24 protein-coding genes are annotated in these 25739 nt (G+C 53.0%); 9 read left to right on the top strand and 15 right to left on the bottom strand.

Annotation, left to right across the window (positions count from 1 at the left end):
• Positions 1 to 130 precede the first annotated feature (130 nt).
• Positions 131 to 4921, bottom strand: a complete 4791-nt coding sequence (locus PHN51_04775; GenBank protein MDD2818092.1) for an NAD-glutamate dehydrogenase — start codon at positions 4919 to 4921, stop codon at positions 131 to 133.
• A gap of 33 nt (positions 4922 to 4954) precedes the next feature.
• Here PHN51_04775 and PHN51_04770 point away from each other — a divergent pair, with 33 nt between their 5' ends.
• A complete protein-coding gene (locus PHN51_04770; protein MDD2818091.1) occupies positions 4955 to 5449 on the top strand; it encodes a DUF2505 domain-containing protein in 495 nt (164 codons plus the stop codon).
• A 58-nt stretch (positions 5450 to 5507) separates the two neighbouring features.
• Entirely contained in the window at positions 5508 to 6161 is a 654-nt protein-coding gene (locus tag PHN51_04765; GenBank protein ID MDD2818090.1) for a L,D-transpeptidase, read from the top strand.
• Here PHN51_04765 and PHN51_04760 read toward each other — a convergent pair.
• Positions 6110 to 7396 carry a hypothetical protein gene (locus PHN51_04760; protein ID MDD2818089.1) on the bottom strand — a complete coding sequence of 429 codons (1287 nt, stop codon included), beginning with the start codon at positions 7394 to 7396 and terminating at the stop codon, positions 6110 to 6112. The two genes, PHN51_04765 and PHN51_04760, sit on opposite strands and share 52 nt — an antisense overlap.
• Positions 7393 to 8064 (bottom strand): hypothetical protein, encoded by a 672-nt coding sequence (locus PHN51_04755; protein MDD2818088.1) that lies wholly within the window; start codon positions 8062 to 8064, stop codon positions 7393 to 7395. Before PHN51_04755 ends, PHN51_04760 begins: the two co-directional genes overlap by 4 nt.
• A gap of 125 nt (positions 8065 to 8189) precedes the next feature.
• Between PHN51_04755 and PHN51_04750 the strand changes: the two genes are divergently transcribed.
• Complete coding sequence (locus PHN51_04750; GenBank protein MDD2818087.1) at positions 8190 to 8435, top strand: helix-turn-helix domain-containing protein; 246 nt, start codon at positions 8190 to 8192, stop codon at positions 8433 to 8435.
• Here the strand turns inward: PHN51_04750 and PHN51_04745 are convergent.
• Entirely contained in the window at positions 8422 to 9045 is a 624-nt protein-coding gene (locus PHN51_04745; protein MDD2818086.1) for a hypothetical protein, read from the bottom strand. The two genes, PHN51_04750 and PHN51_04745, sit on opposite strands and share 14 nt — an antisense overlap.
• Before the next feature lie 139 nt (positions 9046 to 9184).
• Here PHN51_04745 and PHN51_04740 point away from each other — a divergent pair, with 139 nt between their 5' ends.
• Positions 9185 to 9739, top strand: coding sequence for an Rv3235 family protein (locus PHN51_04740; protein MDD2818085.1), 555 nt, complete (start codon positions 9185 to 9187; stop codon positions 9737 to 9739).
• A gap of 21 nt (positions 9740 to 9760) precedes the next feature.
• Here the strand turns inward: PHN51_04740 and secA are convergent, their stop codons facing one another.
• Positions 9761 to 12490, bottom strand: a complete 2730-nt coding sequence (gene secA, locus PHN51_04735; GenBank protein ID MDD2818084.1) for a preprotein translocase subunit SecA — start codon at positions 12488 to 12490, stop codon at positions 9761 to 9763.
• A gap of 113 nt (positions 12491 to 12603) precedes the next feature.
• Between secA and PHN51_04730 the strand changes: the two genes are divergently transcribed.
• Positions 12604 to 13395 (top strand): GNAT family N-acetyltransferase, encoded by a 792-nt coding sequence (locus tag PHN51_04730; GenBank protein ID MDD2818083.1) that lies wholly within the window; start codon positions 12604 to 12606, stop codon positions 13393 to 13395.
• Here the strand turns inward: PHN51_04730 and PHN51_04725 are convergent.
• Positions 13392 to 14081 (bottom strand): hypothetical protein, encoded by a 690-nt coding sequence (locus tag PHN51_04725; GenBank protein MDD2818082.1) that lies wholly within the window; start codon positions 14079 to 14081, stop codon positions 13392 to 13394. The genes PHN51_04730 and PHN51_04725 overlap by 4 nt on opposite strands.
• 51 nt (positions 14082 to 14132) lie before the next feature.
• On the opposite strand from PHN51_04725, the gene PHN51_04720 reads away from it, so the two are divergent.
• Positions 14133 to 14501 (top strand): hypothetical protein, encoded by a 369-nt coding sequence (locus tag PHN51_04720; GenBank protein ID MDD2818081.1) that lies wholly within the window; start codon positions 14133 to 14135, stop codon positions 14499 to 14501.
• Here the strand turns inward: PHN51_04720 and PHN51_04715 are convergent.
• Genes PHN51_04715 through mtrA form a run of 4 tightly spaced genes read right to left on the bottom strand, consistent with a single transcriptional unit; the run spans position 14498 to position 19096 of the window.
• Positions 14498 to 14914 (bottom strand): helix-turn-helix transcriptional regulator, encoded by a 417-nt coding sequence (locus tag PHN51_04715; protein MDD2818080.1) that lies wholly within the window; start codon positions 14912 to 14914, stop codon positions 14498 to 14500. The two genes, PHN51_04720 and PHN51_04715, sit on opposite strands and share 4 nt — an antisense overlap.
• Before the next feature lie 53 nt (positions 14915 to 14967).
• A complete protein-coding gene (locus PHN51_04710) occupies positions 14968 to 16689 on the bottom strand; it encodes an LpqB family beta-propeller domain-containing protein (protein MDD2818079.1) in 1722 nt (573 codons plus the stop codon).
• Positions 16689 to 18398 carry an MtrAB system histidine kinase MtrB gene (gene mtrB, locus PHN51_04705; GenBank protein ID MDD2818078.1) on the bottom strand — a complete coding sequence of 570 codons (1710 nt, stop codon included), beginning with the start codon at positions 18396 to 18398 and terminating at the stop codon, positions 16689 to 16691. Before mtrB ends, PHN51_04710 begins: the two co-directional genes overlap by 1 nt.
• Positions 18395 to 19096: an MtrAB system response regulator MtrA gene (gene mtrA / locus PHN51_04700; GenBank protein ID MDD2818077.1), complete on the bottom strand. Its 702-nt coding sequence runs from the start codon at positions 19094 to 19096 to the stop codon at positions 18395 to 18397. Before mtrA ends, mtrB begins: the two co-directional genes overlap by 4 nt.
• Before the next feature lie 145 nt (positions 19097 to 19241).
• Between mtrA and PHN51_04695 the strand changes: the two genes are divergently transcribed.
• Entirely contained in the window at positions 19242 to 20162 is a 921-nt protein-coding gene (locus PHN51_04695) for a PAS domain-containing protein (GenBank protein MDD2818076.1), read from the top strand.
• A complete protein-coding gene (locus PHN51_04690) occupies positions 20159 to 20359 on the top strand; it encodes a hypothetical protein (protein ID MDD2818075.1) in 201 nt (66 codons plus the stop codon). Before PHN51_04695 ends, PHN51_04690 begins: the two co-directional genes overlap by 4 nt.
• 25 nt (positions 20360 to 20384) lie before the next feature.
• Here the strand turns inward: PHN51_04690 and PHN51_04685 are convergent, their stop codons facing one another.
• The 5 genes from PHN51_04685 to PHN51_04665 all read right to left on the bottom strand — a co-directional run bounded on the left by PHN51_04685 (position 20385) and on the right by PHN51_04665 (position 25347).
• Positions 20385 to 20801 (bottom strand): hypothetical protein, encoded by a 417-nt coding sequence (locus tag PHN51_04685; protein MDD2818074.1) that lies wholly within the window; start codon positions 20799 to 20801, stop codon positions 20385 to 20387.
• Between the two features lie 235 nt (positions 20802 to 21036).
• The gene (gene ahcY / locus PHN51_04680; GenBank protein MDD2818073.1) at positions 21037 to 22494 is read right to left on the bottom strand and encodes an adenosylhomocysteinase; all 1458 of its coding nucleotides are present in this window, start codon (positions 22492 to 22494) and stop codon (positions 21037 to 21039) included.
• Positions 22495 to 22652: 158 nt separating this feature from the next.
• A complete protein-coding gene (locus PHN51_04675) occupies positions 22653 to 23351 on the bottom strand; it encodes a DUF3800 domain-containing protein (protein ID MDD2818072.1) in 699 nt (232 codons plus the stop codon).
• Between the two features lie 115 nt (positions 23352 to 23466).
• On the bottom strand, positions 23467 to 24849 hold the full coding sequence (locus PHN51_04670) for a glycine--tRNA ligase (protein ID MDD2818071.1): 1383 nt from the start codon (positions 24847 to 24849) through the stop codon (positions 23467 to 23469).
• Positions 24850 to 24924: 75 nt separating this feature from the next.
• On the bottom strand, positions 24925 to 25347 hold the full coding sequence (locus PHN51_04665; protein MDD2818070.1) for a hypothetical protein: 423 nt from the start codon (positions 25345 to 25347) through the stop codon (positions 24925 to 24927).
• Between the two features lie 39 nt (positions 25348 to 25386).
• On the opposite strand from PHN51_04665, the gene PHN51_04660 reads away from it, so the two are divergent.
• Positions 25387 to 25728, top strand: a complete 342-nt coding sequence (locus PHN51_04660; protein ID MDD2818069.1) for a hypothetical protein — start codon at positions 25387 to 25389, stop codon at positions 25726 to 25728.
• Positions 25729 to 25739 lie beyond the last annotated feature (11 nt).

Here is a 25739-nt window from a genome sequence, read left to right as displayed (position 1 = left end):
ACTCCATTGGGGGTAGGCGGAACGGGGTAGATAGATGAAACTTCAAGCAATTCGTCAATCGTAACTCTCTGACCCTGAAAGCCAAGGGCAGCCGCGGTATCTGCAAAGGATCTGCAGAATCACTGAAAAATTATGAGGTCTGACTTATCAAGGTACGCAATACCCGAAGCGCCACAGATAACGTGGCGATATCTGGTCGCTCCACAGAAGCGATTTCAATCAGCGTGGCCTTTGCCCGATCGCAGCTCGCGCCGTAATGCCCCTCCCACGATGCAATCGTGAGTGCCGGCGATCCTTGATCCATGGTTAAGACGTGCTCGGTCAAGGTCGCAGTCGCTTGATAAAGATCGGCCCGCAAGGCATGTCGAGCCAAGGACGACCAACGATCATCACGAGGAAGCGCTGATATTGCCGTCAGCAACGGATCAATTCCGTAGGCCTCAGTGACTGCCAAGTACACGGGAATCACTCGGTCAGGACTGATGGAGCTGCGTTGCGCAATATGTGCGATGTCGAGCAATACGAATAAATCCAGTGCCGAACTCACTTCAATTGCTAATGCTGCAGGAGCACCGACGTTCATCAGTGCTTGGGCACGTGTGCCCACCTCTTCCACCATCCCCGATGGCAGGTGTCCGCGCACGTACCCGGCAAATTCCTCCACCAAAGGTCGATAGGTTTCGACAATGCTCTGAGGCGCTAAACGACTGCTGCGTGAATTGAGGATCCAACGGGTAGCGCGATCAAGAAGTCGGCGCAGTTCTAAATGCAAGGCATCCTGTGCGTTGGTTGGAATCTGATTGTCGAGCGCATCGATGCTGGAGATCAACCGTGGGATGTCGAAGATTTCCAAAGCTGCACGCGCAGCATGAACTGTCTCAATTGCTGACGCCCCAGTTTCTTCCATCACGCGATACACGAACGTGATTCCACCGGTGTTCACGATTGAGTTGCACACCACAGTAGTGATGATTTGGCTACGTAATTGATGAGTCAACACGGCATCGCGGAACTGGTTGGTGATAGTTTCGGGAAAATAAGAAAGTAATGCAGACTCATACCAAGGGTCTGCAGCAATATCTCCAGCATTCAAATCCGCCGCTAATGCAATTTTCGAATATGCCAACAACACTGCAAGTTCAGGTGAGGTCAACCCAATACCGGCAAGGCGTCGAGCTTCAATAGCTTCGTCAGTTGGCAGAAATTCAACTGTGCGATCAAGTAGCCCTCGTCGTTCAAGATCGCGAATAAAGCGCTGATGAACATTGATGAGAGTGCTTGAAGCCGCCCGAGCATTGCCCAGCACAACATTTTGCCCGTAGTTATCTTCAAGAACTGCAGCCGCAACATCATTCGTCAGTGAACGCAGCACACTATTTCGCTGATCCTCGCTCATCGAGGATGATCGAACTAATGTGTCCAGCAAGATTTTAAGATTCACTTCGTGGTCCGAAGTGTCCACACCGGCAGAGTTATCAATTGCATCGGTGTTGAGGCGAACACCATTCAATGCCGCTTCTATACGCCCTAACTGTGTGAAACCTAAGTTACCGCCTTCGCCTACAACCTTGCATCGAAGCTGCGAGCCATCGATGCGGATCGCATCATTGGCTTTATCGCCAACCATGAGACTGGATTCCGATGCAGCCTTTACATAGGTGCCAATACCGCCGTTCCACAAGAGATCTACGGGCGCTTGAAGAATGCTTTGAATAATTTCATGAGGAGTAAACGTGCGACGATCGCCTACCAATCCAAGTGATTGACAAGCAACATCAGACAGTTCAATGGACTTTGCGCTACGTGAGAAGACTCCTCCCCCAGCGGAGATCACTTGACTGTCAAAATCTGCCCAACTCGATCGTGGAAGAGCAAACAACCGGGTGCGTTCACGAAATGACGCGGATGCATCCGGATTTGGGTCAATGAAGATATCGCGGTGATCGAACGCAGCGATGAGTCGCACTTGGTCACTGAGCATTAATCCATTGCCGAATACATCGCCGCTCATGTCACCGATGCCCACCACCGTGATTGGATCCGTTTGCGTATTGATTCCCAGTTCACGGAAATGACGTTGCACAGATACCCAGGCTCCACGTGCAGTAATGCCCATGGCCTTGTGGTCATAACCCACAGATCCACCACTTGCAAAGGCATCACCAAGCCAAAAACCGCGTTCCAACGCGATGGCATTGGCAATATCTGAGAATGTTGCGGTTCCCTTATCAGCTGCAACAACAAGATATGGGTCTGCTTGGTCCAAACTCACCACATTGCTCGGGTTCACCACCTGTCCATCGCGATAGTTATCCGTAAGGTCAAGAAGCGCAGAAATGAACTCCTGATAGGCAGCCTTGCCGGCAGCAAGCCATCCCTCGCGATCTTTTTGAGGATCGGGCAGCATTGCAGGAACGAACCCACCCTTGGCACCGACAGGAACGATCACTGCATTCTTGACCTCTTGTGCCTTGACTAATCCGAGCACTTCAGTTCGAAAATCCTCACGCCGATCGCTCCATCGCAACCCTCCGCGAGCAACCCGACCAAACCGAAGGTGTACTCCTTCTACCCGAGGCGAATACACCCAAATCTCTACGAGCGGGGCAGGCAATGGCAATTCAGGAATGTCACGTGAGTTGAGTTTGAATGCAAAAGCACGAGGAATGGCATTGGTTGATGCTGGCATATACACAGAAGTGCGTAACGTGGCCAAAATCAGTGAGAGAAACCTTCGCAGAATGCGGTCGTGATCAAGAATCGGTACATCATCAAAAGCTTGTTCTAACTCAAGACTACGAAGTACGCGCTGTTGATCTCGGTCGATGGTCAATGCCGGATCAAATTGCGATGCAAAGAGCTCGATGAGCATGCGAGCAATGTGTGGATATGCGCGCACCACACTTTGAATGTAATCCTGACCAAAGGCTGAACCGATTTGACGCACGTATTTTGAATATGCCCGGATCACAGCAACTTGAGACCAGGTGAGGCCGGCTGATAGCACCAAGGCATTGAATGAATCTGATTCCGCCTGGCCAAACCAGACAGCTCGAATCGCTTCAACCAAATTCTGGTCAGTACTTGAGGTTGATCCTTCACTCAAAATCGGAGGCTGCACACCAAAGCGCAAGATCCAACTTGAACTCGAGCCCTTGCGCTTGATTTCGAAGGGATGCTCATCAAGAACTGTCATGCCAAAATTTTGTAATAGTGGCAACACTTCCGACAGGGAAACCGAATCACCTGTGCGAATGAACTTCACTTCAAGTTGGCCAGCATTGCCAAAACTATTGACTTCAATCGCAATGTCGCCAGACTCAAGTTCAGCTATCGACAATGCATCCGATACTCCAACGGATGCAGGCGTGCTTGATCGGTAGCTTTCAGGAAATGCGTCAACAAACTGCTGAAGAAACGATGAGACTTCGCGGGAGCCAAGCCTTGCCACCGCAATCTCAGTGAAGTCATCTGTCCACGTGCGCACAGCAAGTCTTATCGAACGATTAAGGGCCTGCACATCCAGTGCATCTGACTGAACTTCATCGCGCACATGCGCAATGAAATGCAGTCGCGCATGCGACTCATCTCCAACGAGGGCCGAAAAATCTACAGAGGACGCCTGATAGAACTCCTGTACTAATTCTTGGATTCGGATTCGCACATCCGTGCTGTATCGATCCTTGGGTAAGAATACGAAGGCAGAAATGTAGCGACCAAAATCATCGATCCGAAAATAAGTTTTAACTTTGCGTTGCTCGGTGAGATGCATCGTGGTTGAGGCAAACTCAACAAGTTGTTCAGTGTTTGTCGCAAACAGTTCATCGCGTGGGAGCGTCTCAATCATCTGCCCAATATCGCGAGCACTGTGTGATTTGGGCGCTAATCCAAGTGCAATGAGCACTTCAGCGATGCGAGCGCGTAACACTGGAATATCAGTGACGTTTGCGGCGTATGCACGGCCGGTGTACAGGCCAAGGAATCGGCGTTCCCCTGTAACAGTTCCATCGGGAGATGTTTTGCGCACGCTGACGTAATCTAAATAGGCAGATCGATGCACTGTTGAACGCGAGTTTGCTTTGGTGAGCACCAGCGGAACAGGGTCATGCGCGTGAATTTGAGCCACCGGAGATAACGTGACTGGTTCAGTGTTCGTGCCAGCGTGAGCATCGCCAAGAATGCCCAATCCACTACCTGGTTCAGGTAGTAAGGCTTCACCTGAGCCGAGTTGGATCAGATCATTTTCTTGATAGCCCAGAAAAAGGAAATGTTCGTCGGTCAGCCACTCAAGAAAATCTGCTGCCTCACGAGTATCCAGCTGCGTCCATGCCTGGTTTGGGTAGTTGCGCAATTCCTGCGACAGCTCCACAGCCTTACTTCGCATTGCCTGCCAGTCACGCGATGCGACACGGACATCACGCATTACCTCTCGCAAATGATTCGCTGTTCGCGTGTTGTCTTCGTGTACGAAATCGCGCTGTAGTTCTACGAGAGTCCAGGATTCAAGTTGTGCATCAGCTGGAGCCACACCCATTGGGTCGGCATCGAGAATTTCAAGGAGCTGCCCGGCTGCATCGCGTCGAACCCACAATTGGGGATGGAGAGCAAGTCGTGGGCTCTTTCCTTCTAACGTGAGCGCACTAATGACCGAATCGACAACAAAAGGCATGTCATCAGTAATCACACAGACAACCGTGATTTCCGCATCACCCAACTCGCGCACATCCACAACAGCACGATCTGCTTGACGGATATCACCGACAGCACGCAGATGCTCGAGGTGTTTGACAAATTGCGCAGGAGTGAGGCCTTGCGAATCTTCCCAAGATAGATATTTCAATGAATGACGAACAAGACTCCTCTGGGAAGAATCCGTATCTGAATCAAGACTGGCTAGTGCTTCAGTAACGATGTCATTCATTCGTCTAGGCTAACCGCTGAGAGGTGGAATCGCATGGCGACAAAGATGAACTACACGCAAATGTACGAGGCAGACCTTGCTACCGTCCGAGCGATGATCCTTGACCCTGAATACATTCAGGCTCGGGCGCTGGCAACTGGAGCCATCTCGGTTGAACACTCCATCGTCGCTGAACCCAACGGCCAGGTAACAGCAACAATCACACGAACACTTCCCTCAGAAATGCCCGCATTCGCGCTTGCCATTGTGGGTCAAACACTGACCGTCACTGAGACCCAAATATGGCAACCCGAATTCCTAGGTCAATGTCTTGGCGATTTCTCAGTTTCGTTCAGCGCGCCCCTGACCTTTGTCGGTTCGGCAGCAATCACCACGCAAGCAGATCACACGATTGTGACCACCGAAGGTGAGTTCAAGGCTGCGATTCCATTCATGGGCGGCAAGGTAGAAAACCTCGCGAAGGAACAGACTGAGCGCTATCTGCGCAAAGAGCAAGAGTTCGCCCAGACGTGGTTACGCGAGCATTGACCACACCCATTGAGCGTGGGAGACAATTTTTCACCCGTACTCGAGGTACAAAAGAGCTATGACTTCCCCACGGCGCACGGTCAAAATCAGCGCTGCACTGATTGCTAGCGCTGCAGTGCTCGGCGCAGGCGTCGTGATGGTGGCCGCGAATTCAGCAAATGCCACGAATGCCAGCCCAGCCCCGTCCACAGCCGTTGCGACGAACTCCACACCATCAGCAACGCCAACTGCAGGCCCCACTCATAAGCCGCGGCCTGCGTCGCGCACCAAGAAGGCCAAATGGGTTCCTACATATCCCAATGATTTGCTGCATGCCGGTACCAAGCGAGTTGTCTACGACAAGGCGTTGATGACTGTGTGGCTGATTAAAGCTGACAACACGGTGGTTGCGCGCTACCCCGTCGTTGGTCGTTGGGATCGCCCAAAGGCTGGCACGTACCACGTGTTTTCAAAGAGCACGAAAGCCTTCAATCCAAATTCCAAAGTGACCTTCAATCACATGGTGCGCTTCACGTACGGACCCGACACGAAGTCGCCGATTGGCTTGCATGCAATCCCTAAGTATTACGACGGCACCATGATGCATTCAGTCAAACAATTAGGCTTGCCAATTGCTGCAGGCGGGTGCGTACGGCTTTCAGAAGAAGCTGCCGCAGCTGTCTACAAGTTTGCCAGAGTCGGGACTTTGATTGTTGTGCTTCCTTCCCCTTGATTTACGGTTGCACACCAGCGTTCTAATTGACGCCATTGATCCTTCTTCCTGCGCAAGAAACCGCCCTTTGACGCAAACCAATGCCCAGCATCCGCGGTAGCGATTGATGGCAGCCCCAGAATCTGATGCTGCAATCCGTAGGTTCGCAAACTTTTCACCGTTGACGGCACACTGTGGTTCTCAGCAGCACGCACGCCTAACGTGAGCGTTCCACTCGACAGACCTTGTGCGGTAGGGAGATGTTGCAAGAATCGCGCGATACCAAGCGGCGATGACTGGGTCACTGCAAGAACAGCATCGGCTTGTTGCAGTACCGATGTTGCGCTCGCATAGCGAGGAATATCGAGCAAACCAGCACTTTGTGATGGAGCATCCAGACCGAAGCCAATATCAACCACGATGAAATCAACAACTGATCGAGCAACCTCGAGAACATCGCGCAGAGCCCGTGCATCAAGCTCTTCCCAGCGATCAGGATGACTAATCCCACCGACAAGCCAAAAGTTTGCGTCAATGGGACGCGCTAATTGCATGAACGTTTGATGCGTGAGCGATCCGCGCTGCGCATACCTAGAAGCGACAACAATGCCGCTTGCATCTTCAACAATGCCTGAGAGCAAAGTCATCGCGGGGGCAACAGTGTCGGCGTCGATGACACAGACGCGATTGCCCTGTGCGGCCAGGATTCGTGCGATTGCAAGCGCTGTCAGCGTGCGCCCAGGTGCGCCTTGCGGACCCCACACCGCCACCACTGTTCCCGATCGTACATATGCATTCAGCGGTGCAGGCTCCTGAAGCATTGGGGTCTCGTACGCCCACGCCCCCGTTGACCACACCCCAGAACCAGACGATTCAATCTCCTGGGCCTGATTGCTGTTGGTTGAGGTCACACCGAGATGTCCTGCTATTTCTGGCCAAATATCCAATGAATTTTCCGCCTGTACCACCGCGGGGATACCTAGGCGAATGCACTCTTGTCTTTCTTCAACACTGGAGGCAATGCCTATCACCCTTCTGTTCCCACGCAGTAAGAGCTCAACAACCGCGGGATCCAACCGTGGAAGAGCAACACCAATCAGCACTGGAGTGGACACTTCAATCGATGCAATACCTAGGAGTTCAGCGGCATCTAGTGGTCGGCGAATTACTCGCATCCCAAACTGAGGAGCCTTGCGTACAAGCTCTGATTCATGCACGCACGTAGGTGCAGCAACGATGATCGGAATCTCACTCATTGCGATATTTCGCCGTAAAAGGATTGCGAAGGTAGCGGTACAAGTACGAGTGAAATATCTGCACGGGTTGCACCAATAAGTTGCGCTGCCTGCGAGTCAGCAATATCGAGCACCACTGGCAATTCACCACCCATACCGCTTGCCTCGCGATCAACATCTGCCACGAGAACATTGCTCAACACTTGGGTAGGAATTGACGAGGATGCTTCATTGACCTTCGGAGCACTTGCCCACACATCAACAACATCTCCCGCAGCAAGCCCTACAGGCACCCGCATGGGATCAACCGGGATCGTGACGAGCCTGGAATTTGACGGTACTGCCGCACCAACGGCATTGCGGGGCAAGAATCCACCATCAGCAACAGGCAGTTTCATTCGCCCCTGCGGCAATTCAGTAGTCGGCAAATACGTTGTCGCAGCTTCACCTAGCGCGACTGTCACTGCTTCAACTTCAGGCACGGCGCCAACAGGTAGATCGCGAGTGGCGCGCCAAACGGTGCTGGTTGATCCACCTGAAGACATCACGAAGGCACCAATGAACATTGCCGCGATGATGAACCCTAGGCCAACCCAGATGCGGGTATCTCGCCATTTCTTGTGCGAGGCCACCACCCCGTGCTGAAAATCATTTGCAGACCCTGACCGCCTGATTGCAAAGCTTGTCATGACTTCTCTCCTTCATCGATACCTAACGATGAGTCAAAACAAGGAGATCCGCGAATGGATATCCACAGCGAAATGGTCTGTGGATAACGACTTTTGTTTTATTGGATTCTTGGCACAATGCCGACGTGACTACTTCGCGAGCGCGATTCATTACCTTGGCCGACGTTGCCGAGATCTTGAATATTTCTGCTGCACAAAGCTATGCACTCGTGCGCAATGGTGAGCTTGCGGCCATCAAGGTTGGCGGGCGAGGCCAGTGGCGGATTGAGATGTCGCAACTGGATGCTTACATCGCCCGCATGTATGACCAAACCCAAGCCTTTGTTTGCGAGCATCCGTTTACAGCAGAAGTTGCATTCACCGACGAATAGCAGCGATCCCTTGCATTGCGATATTGCATGCGTCACCTTCACGATCTGCCATTCGCACAAAATCTGCACCCACGTAAGAAATTCGACCTCGCAACTTCCATCGATCACTGGTGGTGCACTCGATTTCTTGATTCAAGCTGTCACGCAACCACATGCGCAAGGTTCGCGAGCTTAAAGCGGGCTTTATCTGCGTCTCTGCAATTAAGCGAGTAGGTAAGCCACTTACGCGAATTATCGCGTTGAAGCTGATTGCGATTTCTTGGCGATCGATATTTGTTAATGCAATGAAATCACTGCCAATTTCGACGACATTTCCTTTGACCACTTCCCCACCGAGACACACAATCGTGATCTGGTGCGATGAAGGCTGCAAACCATCGAGTAAAGAAATTTGAGATAACTCTGATTGTGCAACAGCATCAGCGTCCGCCAGTAATGCCCATGTCTGTTCTACTTGCAACGCAGCTTGGGCCTCCTGCCACATATCCCCGGGAAATGTTTGGGTTGTGTCAAGAAAACCATGCATCGGTTTAGCCGATCGCTGCCAAGGGAACACCACAATCATGAACAGTGAAGAGCAGGTGCATGGTTTGGCAAATCCTTTGTCCACAGGGGTTCGTCGTCATCCACACCCCATTGACAGTGCGTGCATCAACAACGTAGAACTACAAACAGCACCAAACGCAAGCAAACTCAAAGATCAGGTACCCGCGAACCCCCGACCGCGGCCGAGCGGCAAGGAGCCCGCCGTGTCGACGTTGTTGGATCGCTTACCCATGCCACGTGTTGCTGACATGCGCTACGAGGGTGAGCAACTCGCATTGCCACTGGTGTGGGAAGTAGCGCCAGGAATCACAGCCGTGCCACCTATTCCTCGGCATCTGCGCTTGGTTGGGTCTGATGCACCCAGCGACGTAACGGGTTCGGATCCCAAAGCACTGCCAGGTGGGCCGCCCGTTCCTCCACCAATGTGGGTGGCACGCATGGCACGAGCAATCGCGGAAGTTGCCTCCGGTGATCGCCCGGCTCAACAACTGTCACGTTGGGTGGAAAAGCGCGAACTCGCTGTGCTTGCAGCGCGAGGCAAGGCAGCACAATTGCATCCCAGCGCCATTCACGGCAGAAATGCGCGAGCTGCAGCTCGTTCCCTTCAACAGGTACGTGCCATACGAGTGTGTCCAGTAGCGCCAGGCGTTGCTGAAACTTCAGCAGTGTTGGTTGGTGAAGGGCGCGGCAAAGCGGTAGCCATGCGTTTTGAGTCAGCCAATAATGCTTGGCAGGTAACCGCGATTGCCTTGGGTTAACCCCAAGGCAATCGACGCGAATTACGTGCGCTTGCGGTTTTCGCGCTCGAGGCGACGACGCTCTGCGCGTGATGCATTTGGATCAATCTCAACTGGCAGATCAATCGATTCATGCTCCACGCCACCATCTTCACTTGGAGCGGTGTATTCCAAATGCGTTGGGCGAGCCGGTGCAAGCCCTGGTGCAATCACTTCAGGATGTGATTCCAACACAACTTCGGCGCCGTCGGTGGTGACCTCAACCATGCCTTCGCCGGCTTCTTGAACTTCAACCTCAACATTGAAGAGGTAACCAACGGTCTCTTCCTTGATGCTGTCCATCATCGCGTTGAACAGATCGAAACCTTCGCGCTGGTATTCGATCAATGGGTCCTTTTGAGCCATGGCACGAAGACCAATACCGTCGCGCAGGTAATCCATCTCGTAAAGATGCTCACGCCACTTGCGGTCAAGAACCGAGAGAATTACGCGACGTTCAAGTTCGCGCGTGACTTCTTCGCCTAAGGATTCTTCGCGCTCGTCATATGAGGCTTCGGCATCTTCGACGAGCTCACGCACTAAGAACTCAGTGGTGAGGCTATTGCGATCTCCGCCACTGGCTTCAATGATTTCATCGATGCTGACCTGAATTGGGTAAAGAGTCTTCAGCGCCGTCCACAACTGTTCAAGATCCCAATCCTCTGGGTAGCCCACTTCAGTTGCTCCACGAACATAGCCCTCAGTGGTGTCACTGATGAACGAGCGCACCTGCTCTTCAATATCTTCGCCTTCAAGCACCCGGCGACGTTCTGCATAAATCACCAAACGTTGGCGATTCAACACATCGTCGTACTTCAACACATCCTTACGGATTTCGAAGTTACGCGCTTCAACCTGGCCTTGAGCACTGCGAATTGCATTGCTGACCATGCTTGCCTCAATTGGCACATCGTCTGGCACATTGAAGCGACGCAGGAATGCGTCAACCATGTCTGCCTTGAATAAGCGCATGAGGTCGTCTTCAAGTGACAGGTAGAACTGTGATTCGCCTGGGTCACCCTGACGTCCGGCGCGACCACGTAACTGGTTGTCAATACGGCGTGATTCGTGACGCTCTGTTCCCAGTACATACAAACCACCGGCAGCGATCACTTCATCATGCTCAGTTGCAACTGCCGCGGTGGCTTGCTCAAGCGCCCCACCCCAAGCGGCGTTGTAAGCATCGGGATCGTCAATTGGTGAAAGACCACGCTGAGCCAGAGCTGCAGCAGCCATCGTTTCTGGGTTACCACCGAGCATGATGTCGGTGCCGCGGCCTGCCATATTGGTGGAAACCGTGACAGCACCCTTACGACCTGCTTGCGCAACAATCTGGGCTTCGCGATCGTGATGCTTCGCGTTCAACACCTCATGAGGAACACCATTTTGGCGAAGCAACTTGCTCAAGTGCTCTGACTTATCAACCGAAGTCGTACCAACAAGAACTGGCTGACCCTTTGCGTGACGCTGAACGATGTCAGCAATCACTGCCTGAAGCTTGGCTTCATTTGTGCGGTAAATAACGTCGGCCTTATCAAGACGAACCATGTCGCGGTTCGTAGGAATAGGGACCACGCCAAGGTTGTAAATCTGTGAGAACTCGTTGGCTTCGGTCATTGCTGTGCCAGTCATACCTGAGAGGCGCCCGTAGAGACGGAAGAAGTTCTGCAAGGTCACCGTAGCCAGAGTCTGGTTCTCTGCCTTGATTTCGACGCCTTCTTTGGCCTCGATTGATTGGTGCAAGCCTTCGTTATAGCGACGACCAGCCAAGATACGGCCAGTGTGTTCGTCAACGATCAACACTTCGCCGTCCATCACCACGTAATCGCGGTCTTTCTTGAAGAGTTCCTTGGCGCGGATCGCGTTATTCAAGTAGCCCACGAGAGGTGTATTGACCGTGTCATAAAGATTGTCGATACCGATTTGGTCTTCAACGACATCAATCGCTGACTCATGAACGCCAACGGTCTTTTTCTTCTCGTCGATTTCATAGTCAACATCAGGCTTCAAAATGTTGGCGATCCGAGCAAACTCTGCGTACCAAGTTGTTGCTTGATCAGCAGGACCGCTAATGATCAACGGGGTGCGAGCTTCGTCAATGAGAATGGAGTCAACTTCGTCAACTACTGCGAAGTGATGACCGCGTTGCACGAGTTCTTCGCTGCTCCAAGCCATATTGTCGCGCAGGTAGTCGAAACCGAATTCGTTATTCGTACCGTAGGTGATGTCGCAGTTGTATTGAATGCGACGCTCAACTGGCGTCATGTGAGAAAGGATTACGCCGACGTCAAGCCCAAGGAACTTATGGATGCGACCCATGCGCTCTGAGTCACGCTCAGCGAGATAATCGTTGACGGTTACAACGTGCACACCCTTGCCAGCGAGTGCGTTGAGATAAGAAGGAAGGGTTGCAACCAAAGTTTTACCTTCACCGGTCTTCATCTCAGCAATGTTGCCCATGTGTAGCGCAGCGCCACCCATGATCTGAACATCGAAGTGACGCTGACCCAAGGTGCGCTTGGCCGCTTCACGAACGGTTGCGAACGCTTCTGGAAGGAGGTCATCAAGACTCTCGCCCTGGGCGTAGCGCTCTTTGTATTCGTCGGTCAGGGCGCGAAGTTCCGCATCGCTCAATGCGATGTAGTTCTCTTCAATCGCGTTGACGGCATCGGCAATGGCATGCAAACGGCGCAGGGTCTTGCCCTCGCCGGCACGCAGAAGCTTGTCGAGCATTCGCACGGTGATGCGACCTTTCCTTCGTGGAGCCCCAAGCAAGGAAGCCTGCTGGGCACTCCATCGTAGGGGACCTGCCCAGCCGGGACCTCCTGCCTGCAAGACTGCCCGCTGTGTCCTCCTCGTCGCGACCTTCGATTAGCCGGAATGCGCCGACCCTGACTGACGGCTTGGTGCTCCTGCGCCTACCAGAGGCCCACGACATCCCCACGATGACCTTGGGCGGCCAGGACCCAGAAGTGGCCCGCTGGACCAACCTGCCAAGCCCCTACACCGAGCAAGATGCTCGTGCCTGGATCATGAAAGTGACCAACCTTGTTCACTGGTGGGATGAGCCGACCTGGGTGATTGCCGATACCGATGACCGCTGGTGTGGGTCAGTTCACCTAGAACGTGAGACAGAAGGCTCGGCCCGAGTTCGGTTCCTGGTTGCCCCAGAACTTCGTGGGCGAGGGATTGCGACCCGAGCGGTGCGCCTGGCCTGCCGATGGGGATTTAGTTCCCTTCGGCTCAACGTGATTACTTGGCGAGCACTCATCGGAAATGAAGCGGCCCGAGCCGTTGCCCAAGCCTCTGGCTTCTCGGTTCACAATCAGATCATGCGTCGAGGCTTGAGCCACCGCGGTCAATTAATGGACTGCTGGTTTGCCGATCTTGTTCCCGAAGATCTCATCGAAGCAACTTCAGGGCCAGTGTGGAGCGGACCGCAGCTGACCAAGCGCGAGCGCGAAGTGCTGCATGCAATGGCTGCTGGGCTTTCCAATCGCGACATTGCTGAGACTTTGAACATCAGTGAGAACACCGTAAAGAATCATGTGCGCAGCATTCTGGAAAAGCTGCCAGCGAAATCACGCATGGAAGCCGTGGTTAAGGGCGTTCAAGAGGGAATTACCCGTCTTACCTAAGCGACCTGATCAGACAATGGCGTGCTGGCTACGCAAGCAATTGCATCCACACCAATTCCTGACTGAATTAGTGCGCGAACTCCCTCATTGACTGTTGCACCAGTGGTGACAATGTCGTCAACAACGATCACTCGCGAAGGCATCACCCTCGAATCACGAACACCGAAGGTTCCAGCGATGTCTCGCCGTTCTCGAAGAGAGCGCCCTGCATTGCGCTTGGTTTCAATCTCCCGAATAAGCAATGACCGAGCAACGCAAGGAATTCCGCGCACAGAAACCTGAGCAGCTGCATCTGCAGCAATCTCCATAACTGTGTCACGGCCTCGCTTGCGTAAGGACGATCGATGAGCAGGAATGGGAACAAGAACGACTGGACGCGCACAAGAACTTGAAACAGATGCTGACCACACTGCACGCGCAAGAAGCAATCCAAGATCTGAAGTGAGTGCCCGAGCACCATGATCCTTGTGCGCATTAATCATTTCTCGCACGGTTGTTTCATATGAAGCGCCAAACCAAAGCTCATGATGAAACTCACGCTGTTCGGCAGTCGGAGGAATCAATAACGCACACGGTTCGCAGATCAACGAACCTGGTCGATCGCAATGCACGCATGCGCGTGAGAGCACGACATCGAGGCAGTCATTTGCAAAGTTGCGTACTAACTCATGGGTGCGAACAAGCATGAACGATGATCAGATATCACAACAGTAAATTCAATTCACTTGCTTTTGCCTGTGGAAAACTTGCAGCTTGCCAAGGAGTTATACACAGAAATTCAATTGCCATTGCATGGAGTTAACCGCGCTGTGCTCATCGCAGTTGCATCTGCTCCTCCGAACCAATTTTCAGGAGGTGGTTACTGGGAGGCGATGCGAGGATCAATGAGCGGATGGTTCGAGATTCGCCTCAGTGGCCCAAAGAGACATCACTACAGACTATTTTGCTTGCTTGATTACGAAGGCATAGGGCAGACAATGCCTTTACTCGTTGTTATCGATGGGCGAGACAAACCGTTTCGGACGAAACTGAGTGAAAGAGAGTATCGCCAGATCCGCAACCTTGGCGTGGAATATTTCAACCAAAACCCACGCTCGATTATTTAGGAATGCAAAGGCGAAAGTGATCGGTTTTGAAAAACCTCAAGTTGACGAACCAGTCTTTTAACATCTCTCACTTGCCCGCTCCTCAAAGGTTCAGCGATCGCGCGCTCATCTGCGGTATCGAATGGTTCGAGAGTCACCCTCATCCCAAGTGCCGCAGCAATTTGTGACAGCGTTGCAAGCGTCGGATTTGGTTGTTCAACTGAAAACATCCGACGCATCGCTGCCGGCTCCACTTGCACGGCTCGAGCGAGCTCTGCCTTGGACAGTCCAAGAGTAGTGCGCGCGGATTCGAGTGCGTTCATAACAGAATCGATAGTGGCGATCCGAATGGTTTCCGCAACGTACTCACGCACAAACTCTGGATCTTGCAGGTCTTGCTCTAAGTCTTTCCAGAAAACTCGACTATTAGTCATCACTTCCTCCTCATAAACCGTAACATATTTATTACGGCATCGGAAGTGCTGAATTAGCTCGGGTAAGACGGCGACCAAGCGTTTAACCGAGAAGACCAAGCACCCGCATCAAACTGATAGATCAGGCCGTCCTTAGCCGAGACCAACACTGGTAAACCAGGTGCAGCAGCAATAGCGTCCGGCTTATCTGGGCCTCCTTGGGGTACGAGTGTGCCCAGAGCTAAGTCCACGTCGAAGGCTTGTAGCGCACCTGGACCATTGCGCCCGATGAACGCCAAGGAATTCGCGCTCGACCAATCCACATCAATAACTGAGCCCACTGACCCGGCAATCCGGATAGGCCCAGTAAGTGCTCGCTTACCTGTATCAATGGCTTGTTCAATGCGTGCTAAATACAGCGCGCTTGTCTTGCCACGTTGGACGATAAGCGCGACTCGCGTGCCATCACGAGAAGGCACTGCCTTCACCACACTGGCTCCAACAGGCAGACCAATTGTGCGAATTGATTTCAATGGACCTGGCGCATCCCACACCTGTAAGCCACCATTGACATCGCGCATCCACAAACCACCAAGAGGGTCAAATTCAATCCACTGAATCACCTGAGTGATGGGCAACTTTGACCATGTTGGATTTGAATCCAACGGAGTACTCCACACACGGCCGAGCACATCGAGCCCTGCAAGCATCCCCGAACTCTTATTTGTGACTACTTGAGTGAATGCAGAGTTCGCAACTGGTGGAACACCCGCCAAGCGACTCGTGCCAATGCGAGTGAGTTGGTAAACACCCGTCCATTTCGAAACGATCGCTTGCGTTCCTTGTGCAAGACCAGACGGATCAATTTCAGGCCATTGATCGCGAGGTATTGGATTGGGCACACCTTGGACGGACAGCGCCTGACCACCTGCAGTGATCGTGACTGCACGGATCTCAGGCACTTGGCGAAGAGTCCAAACAATCTGTTGAGCCATCTCACGGCGAACTGCATCATTTGCGAAGCTCGCATCAGCAGTGAGATCCACCGTTGCCACACCATTTTCAATCGGTACTCGATTAAAATTCAGGCCCACACCAAAAGGAAATGCATCCTTGACCGCTGGCGCCAACCACTCACTTGGCCCAGCAAGCAACGCCTGCATGAGACCTGCAGCCAAACCATCACCCGGAACGGCGATCATGCGCGAATCCGGAACCAAGGTGCTGAACTGAGGATTAAAGAAGTAGACAGAAAGATCGCGATAGGCACGCTGCACGTCTACCGTTGAAAGCTCTAACCCTTGAGGCAGTGCGGCAATGCGCCATTCGCCATTGTCGCGAACAAGTGAGAACTTTGCATTGAGCTGCTTTCCATTTTGGTTAATCGAGTAGTTGCCACTCTTGGAGATTTGACCTTCTAGTTGGGCATTGAAGACGACTGTTGTGCCAACCGACGTGAGCTCTGGGGTGCCCTTAAACACTTGAACTCCGGACTTTGGTTCCCACGCCGCTGCAGCTTCTGACGTCAAATACATCCGAGCAACGGAGTGATCCGACTCTGAAGCAGCTGAGGCATCCAAAAAACCTTGCACAAGTTGCGTAGCGGTCATATTTCGCCGTGGCGCTTGAGGAATGACACGAATGAATTGATCATCTGAGTCTGCGCCGCTGGCATTGCCCTGTTGCACGGAACTGGAGGTCGGAACCTGCGCAGTTAACGACCACGGCAGCAGGCCACAGCCGGACAGCAGCAATGAACTCGCGAATGCACCCACAATCAGAAGTTGTTTACGCATCACTGACCTGCCTTAGGGCCGAAGCGATACGCATCTGCAGGTGGCAGGCGCACTTCTTCAAGGCGAACACCAGTAGTCGTCGTTGCGCTTACTGAGTCGTCATCCTCAAATCCCGCAGGAATGAGTGGCAGTGGCGAATGCGACAGCGGTTCATTTGGCACCAAAGGAATGGTCAAGCGGAAGCAGGTTCCCTGACCTGGCTGACCCCAGGCCTCCAGCCAACCGCCATGAAGTCGGGCATCTTCGAAAGCAATGGAGAGCCCAAGGCCTGTGCCGCCGGTCGTGCGAGCACGCGCAGCATCAGCGCGCCAGAATCGATTGAACACAAGTGTTGCTTCGCCTGGGCGTAGCCCAACTCCGTGATCGCGAACAGTGATCGCAGCAGCTTCCGCATCCACGGCAATGGACACTTCAATGCTTTTGCCTTCACCATGCTCGATCGCATTTTCAAGCAAGTTGCGGACCACACGATAGATACGCCGTCGATCACCAGTCATTGCAGTGGTTTCAGATTTGATCAGCAACTCCATTGGAGTTCCCGCTCGCGATGCAAGTGGTTCAGCAATTTCAATTGCGCGAGTAATCAAATCTTCAAGTTCAAAAGTTTCAAGCTCAAGAACTGCAACACCTGCATCGAAACGTGAAATTTCAAGAAGGTCAGTCAGCATTTCTTCGAATCGATCGAGCTGAGTTTGCAAAAGTTCTGCCGCGCGAGCGGTCGTGGGATCGAAATCCTCGCGATTCTCGAACATCAGGTCCGCAGCCATGCGGATAGTGGTCAGTGGCGTACGCAGTTCATGCGATACGTCAGACACGAAGCGCTGCTGCACTCGTGATAGCTCTTCGAGTTGGCCAATCTGCTGCTGCAAACTGGCAGCCATGTCATTGAAGGTTGTCGCTAACTGAGCAAGGTCATCCTCACCGCGCACCGGCATTCGCTCTGATAAATGGCCATCTGCGAGCAATGTCGCGGTGTGCGCTGCTCGCCGAACTGGGTTCACTACAACCCGTGTGACGATTCGCGCGATGATGGTGAGCAACAACAGCAGCAAGGCGCCTGTGACTAATACCGATGAACGAACAAGATCAAGGGTTTGTTGTTCTTGCGTCAGTGGGAAGAGATAGAAGAGGTCGTACTCTCCCAACGATGGGATGCGCAGCGGCGACCCCACGATTAATCCAGGAACAGTGGTGCCATCGATGTAGTTGATGGGTGCATAAGCCCACGATTGAGTACGGGTTTCTGCAATTGCTATTCGTAGGCCTGGATCAATACTTGAAGTGGAAACAAGGTTGGTGCCACGCTCTGGAAGTAGCTGACCAGGAACAGCGGCAAGTAACAACACATCGAATTGCGCTGGTGAACCGCTGCGCGAGGCGAGGTTTGCCACCACCGCATCGACAAGCCGTGCAGGTGATGGCGCAGTTGGAGCAGCATCGGCTGCTTCAACTACCCGCTGCGCCTCAATATGCCCAGCTGAGGCTTCTGAAAGCGATGACTGTTCTTTGGTACTCATCAATCCCGTTGAAACCTTGCTGAGCAGGGAGAAACCTAAAACAGTGAGCACGATGACCGAAGCCGCGAAGGTGAGTGCGGTGATGCGCAACAGCAATGACTTGCGCCACCGGCTTCGCATCCATCGAAATGGCGGTGCGGCCCATTGCAGATGACCGGTAATGCGATGCCACACATCAAAGTGCGAGATCAAGCCGGCCCTGCTTTATAACCAATGCCACGGATCGTCAGCACATACACCGGATTTTCCGGATCATGCTCAACCTTTGATCGCAAACGCTGAACGTGAACATTCACTAAGCGAGTATCGGCTGCATTCTGATATCCCCAAACATCATGAAGTAACTCTTGACGGGTGAACACCTGATCTGGCTTGCGTGCCATGCAGGCAAGAAGATCAAATTCAAGTGGCGTCAGTGACAACACTTCGCCTGCACGGGTGACTTTGTGCGCTTTGACATCAATCACCAAATCGCCAATAGCTAGCTCTGCTGCCGGAATGACTTCAACATGGCGCACGCGCACGCGTAAACGAGCTACGAGTTCCTTGGGCTTGAATGGCTTGACAATGTAATCATCGGCTCCAGATTCCAAGCCCTCAACAACTTCAGTCGTGTCGGTACGCGCAGTAAGCATCACAATTGGAACGCCGGATTCTTTGCGAATTGCTCGACAAATCGCAATGCCATTCATGCCTGGCAGCATCACATCGAGCAGCACCACATCTGGCGCAACCGCGTGAAATGCGTCAAGTGCCTTTGCTCCATCACCGCAGAAGTAAGGCGTGAAGCCCTCTTGGCGCAACACGATGCCCAACATCTCGGCAAGTGCTGCATCGTCATCAACAACGAGCACTTTCCCGAGCGAGCCTTGTGGTGCGACAGGAGTCATGACTCCATCGTGCCACCTCAACTCAACCAAGCCCAGAGCTAGGGGCTGACTGCTCCCGAATCGTTACGGATCACCCCAAAACTGCCCCACTTGCCCTCTCAAGCGGATAACCTGCCGAAATCCACGAGGGAGGCACGTGAGTCGGATGGCAGCTAAACGAGATCGCAACGCAGCGTCACGCAACCAACGCAATCAGGTGCGTCGACGCATCACCTTTGTGGTGCTCACTGTTCTCCCCTTAATTATTGGAATGTTCTGGTTTGCCCAGTCCAATAAGACCATCGACACTATCCATGGCTATGAAAAGCAAAGCCTGCTCCTGAAGGACGTTGAGGCCAATCGCGATGCGCTTCGCTTCCAACTCACTGCTGCCGAAGCGAACTACGTTCCCGATGCCGGACAGCACTTACAGTCATCCCTCGATAACTTGGATCCAGGATTCACTGAAGCCTTCGGAAAGATCACAACGCAGCATGCAGCGGGCTTTGAAGAGATGCAAGCAGCGATGTTGATCTATACCAACGTTGCTCAGAAGGCGGTCAATGCGGCGCTCGCCCGCCCAAACAACGGCAGCGCAGTGACAGCAGTGCTCAACACCAAGGAATACAAACTAGCTGACACTGACTTTGGTAATTCAATTGCTGCAGCTCACCTTGGTGGAGACCTCTCGACCAAAAAAGCTAATGACAACTGGAAGGTTCTCGTTGTTGCTGAACTTGCGATCACCATCTTTGTCACGATCTTGATCGGTACATTCTCATTAATGACCGAACGGGCTATAAACCGCGCCAATGCCAGCGAAAAAGCTCGTAAACAAGATCGCAATAATCTTGATACTGAACCGTTTACCCAGATCGCATCCTCAATGGATGAAGGCATCATGATTGTGTCGAACGAAAACGCAATCGTGATGGCCAACCCTGCGGCTCAGGCCATGCTGGGCATGGAAGCACGCATCGGTTCGACTTTTGATGCGAATCAAAACATCCCAGGCAAGAGCATCACCACTGCCAAGGCGAAAGCTGGCGGGAAGAACGTATCCATCGTGACGATAAAAGAATCATGAAGCGCATCTCTAGCGCAGCAATTGCAGCACTTCTCGCACTTTCTGTGACTTCACTTGCAGCAGCGCCCGCTCACGCAGCATCAAGCCCAGTCCCGGGCAGGTTCTGCAAGGTTGCTGACGTAGGTAAGAAGATCAACACAACTAAGTACGGGATTGTCGTGTGCAAAAAAGAAGGATCGCGCGCCCGTTGGAAGTGAGCGCGCGATCCTTGAAGTAAAACGATTAAGCGCGAACGCCCCACTTGCTTAAACGAAGGTCGTAGAAGAGCGCACGGTTGCACACTGCGCCACCTTTGCCACCGTTCATCCACTGTGCCCATGAAGTTCCCCAACCGCCGCTTGAAACGCCGGCCCAGTTCAAGGTTGCATCGACGATTGAAGAGCACTTGCCGTCTGCGGGCATGCCAACCTGCTGCATAACGTCTGCTGGTGCTGAGACAGTTGAGCGCACTGACGAAGATCCGCCGCCGCCACCACCGCTTGTAACAGTAAATGCATAGCGGTAAATACGGTTGTTCGAGATGATGATGGTTTCACTGCCCGTTGTGGCCATCGTGACCGTGAGTGTTGCTCCAGCGGCCAGAGTTGTTGGGTTTGAACTAGGTGAATCTGCACCATTGGATGACGTCCATGTGACCACGCTTGCGGTGCCCGATGAGCTGACAGCGCAAGTGCCCGCTCCTGAGTTCAGGATGGTGAACGTACCTCCAACAGCGCTACTAGCGCTAACGTTGACAGCAGGTTGCCCGGTCGTCAGGCAATCCAGGGAAAAATTTCCACCTCAAAATGGCGGTTTTCCTTCACGCCATTCAGGCCCGCAACATGAGTGTGGCCCGCCTCAGTAACTGAGGCGGGCCACACTGTTCGTTTAGTGCTTAGTAGCGGTAATGCTCCGGCTTGTAAGGGCCAGCAACATCCACACCGAGGTACTCGGCCTGCTGCTTGGTGAGCTCAGTCAAACCAACACCGAGCGCATCAAGGTGAAGGCGCGCAACCATTTCATCTAGGTGCTTAGGAAGCACGTACACACCAAGTGGGTACTGATCAAGCTTGGTGAAGAGCTCGATCTGAGCAAGCACCTGGTTGGTGAACGAGTTACTCATCACGAATGATGGGTGACCAGTTGCGTTACCAAGGTTCATCAAGCGACCTTCAGACAACATGATGATGGTGTGACCATCTGGGAAGGTCCACTCGTCAACCTGAGGCTTGATGGTCTTGCGCACGATGCCTGGGATTGCAGTCAAGCCAGCGATGTCGATTTCATTGTCGAAGTGACCAATGTTGGCAACGATTGCCTGGTGCTTCATGTTTGCCATGTGATCCTTGTTGATCACGTCGTAGCAACCGGTGGCAGTGATGAAGATGTCAGCAAGGCCGATTACATCTTCAAGACGTGAAACCTGGTAGCCATCCATTGCAGCCTGAAGCGCACAGATTGGATCAACTTCAGTCACAATCACGCGAGCACCCTGACCACGAAGTGAGTCAGCAGAACCCTTACCGACGTCGCCGAAGCCACAGACAACAGCAACCTTGCCGCCGATCATGACGTCAGTTGCGCGGTTGAGTCCGTCGATCAATGAGTGACGGCAGCCGTACTTGTTGTCGAACTTGCTCTTGGTAACAGAGTCGTTGACGTTGATCGCTGGGAACATCAATGAGCCTTCGCGCATCATTTCGTACAAGCGATGCACACCGGTGGTGGTTTCTTCGGTTACACCCTTGATGCCTGCGCCAATGACGGTCCAGCGAGTTGGATCTTCGGTGAGTGAACGGCGAAGCACTTCGAGAACTACTGCGTATTCCTCTGAAGTGTTTGCATCGGGCGTTGGAACCAAGCCAGCTGCTTCGAACTCTGTGCCCTTATGCACGAGCATCGTTGCGTCGCCACCATCGTCAAGGATCATGTTTGGACCCTTGCCATCTGGCCACATCAGGATCTGCTCAGTGCACCACCAGTATTCCTCGAGTGATTCACCCTTCCAGGCGAACACTGGAACACCGTTTGGCTTATCAACGGTGCCATCGCGGCCAACAACGATTGCTGCGGCTGCGTGATCTTGGGTTGAGAAAATGTTGCATGAAGCCCAGCGCACGTCAGCACCGAGATCAACAAGGGTCTCGATCAATACTGCGGTCTGGATAGTCATATGAAGTGATCCGGTGATGCGAGCGCCCTTCAGCGGCTTGCTTTCACCGAACTGCTTGCGCATTGCCATCAGGCCTGGCATTTCATGCTCAGCAAGGCGGATTTCGTCGCGGCCAAATGCGGCCAAGTTCAGATCGGCAACCTTGAAATCAGGGGTGCCATCGGCTTTGAACACAGACATCTATGTCTCCTCGTGAATGGTTCGGAAATTGGGCTGTGAACGTCACGAGGCTTCGTTGGTTCGACTAGAGAATTGTGCCAGACGAAGGCCCATTCCTCCCAATCCGACGCACGTAATTCAACCCAAAACACCCCACATCGCGTGGATAACGCCCGCAATTAGCCTCTAAATAGCCTTCGATTCATCGTCTTGAAGTATCCCTTTTTCAATGCTCGCTCAGCACTGCTTGTCGCTGTTGAAAAGAAATCTCGCTCGGAACTCGATAGCCCAATCGATTCGATCTTCTTGTGTAGCAACGCGAGTGTGCAGCACAAGTCTGCTGCCTGGAAGAGGGTGTAACGCGATGGAACAACCTTTCGCACTTCAACATTTGTCAAATGAGCATTGAAGACGCTGTTGACGATATTCGTTAATTCCTTTTGACCGTTGTCGTAATAAATGACGACTCTGTCCCATTCGCTGAAGTACTTGCGTTGGCTTTGAATCATTGATCCCAACTCGCGAGATATCGCACTGATGAGACCATCAGAGTTCATCAACTCTCGCTTTGAGAACACAAATGAATGGTGAGTTACTTCCGATAAGCGCACAAAGTCGACAAGAACACGGAAGATAGATCTGCGAGCCGACACATCGAGCCAGCGATAGTCACGCTCCCTGCGTATTAGTGGAGCAGTATGAATTGCATGGTCCGCAGGAAAGCCGCGATCCTTCAGTGCCTTATGAATAACCGCTAGGTGACTTGAAATGTCATCGCTTTGATCATGAAACACGAGACTGAGAATGTAAAACGGCGAATGAACCTGAAACGCGCCGAAGTCCCCCGACTCGTCAATGAAGATACTCAGTTCACGCATGAGCGCCCCCGCAAATGCAATTAGGCGGGGGATATCCCCGCCTAAAGGGTGGACCAGGGCCTTACGGCCAGCCCAGCATTAGCAGATTATCACGGCATTTAGCCGGTGTGAAGGTTTAGCAAGACGGAAGGCGCGTAGCCAACCAACCCACGATTGCATCAAGCCCAATGCGCTCTTGTTGCATGGTGTCGCGCTCACGCACAGTAACCGCCTGATCATCAAGGGTGTCGAAGTCGACCGTTACACAGAACGGCGTTCCGATTTCATCTTGACGGCGGTAACGGCGGCCAATGGCACCAGCATCGTCGAACTCAACATTCCAACGCTTGCGCAATTCAGCTGCAAGATCCTTGGCCTTTGGTGAAAGGTCAGCGTTACGCGAGAGCGGCAACACCGCGACCTTCACTGGAGCAAGACGCGGATCGAAACGCAGCACCGTGCGGGTATCAACGCCACCCTTTGAGTTAGGTGCCTGATCTTCGTCGTAGGCATCAAGCAAGAACGCCAACACAGCACGCGTCAAACCTGCGGCAGGTTCAATCACGTACGGAGTCCAGCGCTCGTTAGCTTCTTGATCGAAGTAAGAAAGATCAGTGCCTGAATGCTGACCATGGGTGGTGAGGTCAAAGTCAGTGCGGTTCGCAATGCCTTCAAGTTCAGCCCATTCAGATCCTGCAAAACGGAAGCGGTACTCAATATCCACCGTGCGCTTTGAGTAATGCGAAAGCTTTTCCTTTGGATGTTCAAAGAAGCGCATGTTTTCTGGGTTCAAACCAAGATCGACATACCAATCCCAGCGCGCTTGCATCCAATATTCCTGCCACTCTTCGTCAGTTCCTGGCTTGACGAAGAATTCCATTTCCATCTGCTCGAATTCGCGTGTACGGAAAATGAAGTTGCCTGGCGTAATTTCATTACGGAAGCTCTTGCCAGTTTGACCAATGCCAAATGGTGGCTTCTTGCGAGCTGCATTCATCACGTTCAAGTAGTTAACGAAGATGCCTTGCGCGGTTTCTGGGCGCAGGTAGTGAATTGCACCCGCATCTTCAACTGGGCCAACAGCGGTGCGCAGCATGCCGTTGAAGTCGCGAGGTTCGGTGAACTCACCCTTATTGCCACAGTTGGCACAGGTGATGTCGGCGAGGCCATTTGCTGGTGACTTGCCGTGCTTGTCTTCATATTGCTCGATCAACTGATCGGCACGCCAGCGGCGGTTGCACTTCTTGCACTCGGTCAGCGGATCAACGAAAGCGTTGACGTGACCTGATGCTTCCCACACTTGAGGAGCCAAGATGATCGAGGAATCAAGACCAACAACATCCTCGCGACCGCGAACCATGTATTGCCACCACTGACGTCGCACGTTGTCTTTGAGCTCAACGCCATTGGGGCCGTAATCCCAAGCGGAGCGGGTGCCGCCATAAATTTCTGAGGACGGGAAGACGAATCCACGTCGCTTACAAAGGTTGACTACTGCATCTACACGATCGGCGGCCATGAGGCGCTCCTTATCCGGGGCGCCCTTGGCGCTCCAATCCGGCTGGTTGTCGGCGGGTGCGGCGAGTCTACGAGGCTAGCTAAGAATTGGTGGAACCACCGGGGCTGATGCGTGTCCTAACCCGATCTGATCAGCATCAGCAGCGCGCCCTGATGTCACATCACTGGTCTGACCATTAGCAATTACCTGCACAGCTTCATAGGCAGAGGATTCGTCTATTGCTGTGCTCAACAGCGGGATGGCCGACATCTTCACTTCAAAACGAGAAAGTGCTCGTCGGTAGGAACCCACGTTGACCCAACGTGTGGTGATCATGCGTAATTCAGCTTCATCGGTGGACTGGGCAATGAGCCCGTCAATGAATCCCACGCTTTCGGCCAGGGTGGCCAGTGCAACTCGAGAGTCCTGCGCAAATTGCTCAGCTTGGTGTTCTGCCACCCGAAAGCGGTTCATCACCACCAGAATGGGCGCACTAGAGTCACTCACGAATTGATCCACCCCTCGACGCTATCGCGTGGGGCATGTATCGGAGGAATCATGGCCAAGCCTTCAAGCAACCTGCCTAAGGGTGTTCGTGGCCCAAGTACTCCAGGCCGCGCCGCGATGGAGCGCAAATCCTTACCGCTGATGATCATGCTGACCCGCATGCCCAAGTGGATCATCGTGGTGTTGATGGCGGCCTTCCTCTTCTTAGGCTTGATCCAGACTGGCGATCTGGCTTGGCTCGGCGGAATCTTTCTTTCCATCGTGACACTGTTTTTGGCATGGTTGCTCGTGCTGGCTTGGCCGGTGTTGCCAGGGCAAGCACGTTTTATTCGCCTCGTCGTGGTGCTTGCCGCCGCAGGCATCACGGTGTTCAAATTCATGGGCAACTTCTAAACTGAAATTGA

It is taken from the genome of Candidatus Nanopelagicales bacterium (assembly GCA_028687755.1).
In the GTDB taxonomy this organism is placed as follows: domain Bacteria; phylum Actinomycetota; class Actinomycetes; order S36-B12; family S36-B12; genus UBA11398.
The sequence above is the reverse complement of the archived record's forward strand: the minus strand, read 5'-3'. Positions and strand labels throughout refer to the sequence as shown.